At 42.0% G+C, this 3,249-nt stretch carries 3 protein-coding genes; all 3 read left to right on the top strand.

The window, feature by feature from the left end:
• On the top strand, positions 1–382 hold a 382-nt coding region (locus VK541_RS25645; RefSeq protein ID WP_324373516.1), incomplete at its 5' end, for a deoxyhypusine synthase family protein.
• 252 nt (positions 383–634) lie between these two features.
• Positions 635–1,939: a c-type cytochrome gene (locus tag VK541_RS25640; RefSeq protein ID WP_324373515.1), complete on the top strand. Its 1,305-nt coding sequence runs from the start codon at positions 635–637 to the stop codon at positions 1,937–1,939.
• Positions 1,940–1,986: 47 nt separating this feature from the next.
• On the top strand, positions 1,987–3,249 hold a 1,263-nt coding region (locus VK541_RS25635; protein ID WP_324373514.1), incomplete at its 3' end, for a TAT-variant-translocated molybdopterin oxidoreductase.

The raw sequence follows: 3,249 nt of genomic DNA, 5'->3' as shown, positions 1-3,249 counted from the left end.
TTCTTATGTGATGAAATCTGAAATAAAAGCCACAACTATGAAGAGTGGTATCGAATACATGGGCTGGCTTGCCGACTGGTACATCAACAACAGTTCGGGTAAAGGAATAGGCTTTTTTCAGATCGGCGGCGGCATAGCAGGAGATTTTCCAATTTGCGTTGTACCGATGCTTTATCAGGATATGGAAATGGAAAACATTCCGTTCTGGAGCTATTTCTGTCAGATCTCAGATTCAACCACTTCTTACGGATCTTATTCAGGCGCAGTGCCCAATGAGAAGATCACCTGGGGAAAACTGGATATTCATACGCCAAAGTTTATTGTAGAATCGGACGCAACAATCGTAGCTCCGCTAATGTTTGCCTGGATATTAAAAATGTAATTTAAATTAACAAGTGTACTCCGGAACTTGGCCATAAATGAGAATCAGCAATTACGAAAAAATTGCTGATTTTCTTCGTTTAAAGCATATTAAACGAACTATTTAGATTGATTATAAATTGTATTTACTGTCATTTCTTTGTCATTGGTAAGACAATAAATTTTACTTTTGTGGACGTTTTGGTGAAGGACCAGAGTTTAAACATCAATTCCGTTTATTAAGTTTTTTAAAAAATAGTATAAAATACTCATTATGAGGGATATCTCATTGATCGTTAGGAGAGTTTGGAAGTCTGCATTTATGTTTGCGGCTCTTTCTGTTCTAACCATTTCTGCAACACAGGCACAAGATGTAGTGGAGGGCCGTAAGTTATTTAAGGATAATTGCGCTTCATGTCACCAGTTAACCAGTAATAGTACCGGTCCGGCATTGACACCTAAATTGACCGAACTGGATGAAGCTTTTGCCATTAAATGGATCAAAAACTGGAAAGCTTTAGTTGATGCCGGAGACAAAGAAGCTATAGAAGCTTCTAAATTCTCTCCCGCCGAGATGACTGCTTTTCCGCGTTTAACTGATGAGCAGATTAAAAACATTATTGCTTATGCCAAAGCAGGTGAGCCTAAGAAAGCGGATGCGGCAGGCGGCGCTGGTGGTGCTTCGGCAGGGACGTCCGAAGGTGTATCTGACTTTTCAATCGCCGGTGTAGTTGCGATCATCATTCTTTCTATAGTGGTATTGGTGGTACTGGGCCGCGCTATCAAAATGCTGGAGCGCCTTATCCTTCAAAAACAAGGTGTCGTATTGCCGGAAGAAGAGAACGTTTCTTTTGCTGACAGCACCAGAAAAATGTTTAAGAACAAGAAATTTGTATTCTTCTTCATATTGTGTCTGATCACTGCCCTTGGGTCGTATGGCTGGATGGGTATGTGGAATACAGGTGTGCATACAGGTTATCAGCCATCGCAGCCGATCAAGTTCTCCCATGAGCTTCATGCGGGGATCAACCAGATCGATTGTCAATACTGCCATGCAGGAGCATTCAAATCAAAAAATGCAACGATTCCGTCGGCTAACGTTTGTATGAACTGTCACAAAGCTGTTCAGGCGACTGAAAAGTATGACGGCGAAGTTTCTCCTGAAATCCAGAAGATCTATAATGCTTTAGGTTATGATCCTGCTACCATGACCTATGATAAAACAAAAGAGAAACCTATTGAATGGGTACGTGTTCATAACCTGCCTGACTTTGCTTATTTCAACCACTCACAACACGTAGTTGTTGGTGAGGAAGCCATCAGGAAAGAAAAAGGTCTGAAGCCAAATGAGCCGGTATGTTTTGCCTGCCATGGTCCGGTAAATACCATGGAAGAGATTTACCAGTTCTCTCCGCTAACCATGAAATGGTGCATCAACTGCCACAACGACACTAAGCTTGAAGTGAAAGGGAATGCGTTTTATGACAAGATCATAGCAGCACATGAGAAAATCAAAAAAGGGGAGAAAATTACACCGGCTGCTTTGGGTGGTATAGAGTGTGGTAAGTGCCACTATTAATTAGAGTTTAATAAAAAGAACGTTCGATAAACAGTAATATAGCTTAAATGGAAAGCAATAAAAAATACTGGAAAGGCTTAGAAGAGTATAAAAACACTCCGGATTTTGTTGAAAACAACAAGAACGAATTTGCTGAGCCACTTCCAATTGAAGATGTTTTAAATGAAGCAGGGTTAAGTACAGTAACTCCGCGCCGCGACTTTTTAAAGGCTTTGGGCTTTGGGTTAGGTGCGGTTACGCTGGCTGCTTGTCAGACTGCTCCTATTCATAAATCAATTCCTTACCTGATTAAACCTGAAGAAGTAGTCCCGGGCATTCCGAACTATTATGTTTCAAGTTTTAACGGCCAGAGTGTATTGGTAAAAACAAGGGAGGGGAGACCAATCAAGATTGAACCGAATCCCAATGCAGGTGGCTTTTTTCAGGGTACAGATGCACAGGCACAGGCTTCAGTTTTAGATCTGTATGATGTTTCAAAACTTCAGTATCCGGTGAAGAAAGACGGAGCCAATGGCTTAGCTAAAAGCAATTGGGCAGAGATTGATAAATTTGTACAGGCTGAGCTGAGTAAAGCACAGGCTTCGGGTAAAAAGATCCGTATCGTCTCTTCGTCTGTGAACAGCCCTTCGACTAAAGCAGTCATTGCTGATTTTACTGCTGCTTACCCGACAACCAAGCATGTTCAGTATGATGCAGTTTCTTATACCGGTATCATTAAAGCAAATGAAAACAGCTTTGGTAAGGCTGTTGTTCCAAAATACAACTTCGATAAAGCTGACCTCATCGTAAGTTTTGGTGCAGATTTCTTGGGCACCTGGATCAGCGGGGAAGAATTTACGGCACAATACGTTTCCAACAGGAACCAGAAATCATTAAGCCAGGGCAAAATGTCCCGCCATTTTCAGTTTGAAGCTGGCATGAGCATGACAGGTACCAATGCGGATACCCGCATTCCGGTAAAATTATCAGAAGAAGGCCCGGCGCTGATTACCTTATACAATGCGATCACTGGTGCAAATCTGGCCGGTGGTACTTTAGGTAATAATGTGACTGCGGATAAAGCATTAAAGTTAGTAGCTAAAGAATTAGTACAAAATAAAGGAAAGTCAGTAGTGGTTTGCGGATCGAATGATGTGTCTACACAGATTTTGGTAAACGCGATCAACTCAGCGATCGGCAGTTACGGTACCACAATTGATCTGGACAATCCTAACAAACGCTATGCAGGAAATGACGCGGAATTTGCGGAGTTCATCAATGAGATGAACAGAGGCGAAGTGGCTGCGGTATTTTTCCTGGACAGTAACCCG

It is taken from the genome of Pedobacter sp., assembly GCF_035317785.1.
Taxonomy (GTDB): Bacteria; Bacteroidota; Bacteroidia; order Sphingobacteriales; family Sphingobacteriaceae; genus Pedobacter.
Note: the sequence above shows the minus strand (reverse complement) of the source record. Positions and strands in the feature narration are given on the sequence as shown.

Coding starts and splice junctions, on each gene's coding strand:
- VK541_RS25640 (WP_324373515.1), top strand. CDS start 635: ATGAGGGATATCTCATTGATCGTTAGGAGAGTTTGGAAGTCTGCATTT.